Source organism: Streptococcus oralis (genome assembly GCF_001578945.1).
Lineage (GTDB): Bacteria > Bacillota > Bacilli > Lactobacillales > Streptococcaceae > Streptococcus > Streptococcus oralis_Q.
Map to the genome: position 1 here is coordinate 1 of NZ_KQ969622.1, position 422 is coordinate 422.

The 422-nt window shown below is 41.5% G+C and carries 1 protein-coding gene; it reads left to right on the forward strand.

Annotation, left to right across the window (positions count from 1 at the left end):
* A partial coding sequence (locus tag SORDD16_RS10095; RefSeq protein ID WP_128973519.1) for a DUF2130 domain-containing protein occupies positions 1–422 on the forward strand: 422 nt, incomplete at both ends.

The following is a 422-nucleotide window of genomic DNA, read 5'->3' on the forward strand; positions in this document are numbered from 1 at the left end:
CCATGAATGATCAACAGTCTAAACTGGCTCAGAAGGATCAAGAAATTGCGCAACTGCAGAGTCAAATCCAAAACTTTGATACAGAGAAGGAATTAGCCAAGAAAGAAGTTGAACAGACAAGCCATCAGGCCTTATTGGCAAAGGACAAGGAAGTACAGGCCTTGGAAAACCAACTGGCTACCTTGCGTTTGGAGCATGAAAATCAACTGCAAAAGACCCTTTCTGACCTAGAAAAAGAACGAGATCAGGTCAAAAATCAGCTCCTCTTGCAAGAAAAGGAAAATGAGTTGTCTTTGGCTTCTGTTAAGCAAAATTACGAAGCTCAGCTCAAGGCGGCCAGTGAACAAGTTGAGTTTTATAAGAATTTCAAGGCTCAACAATCTACAAAAGCCATTGGAGAAAGTCTTGAACAGTATGCAGAG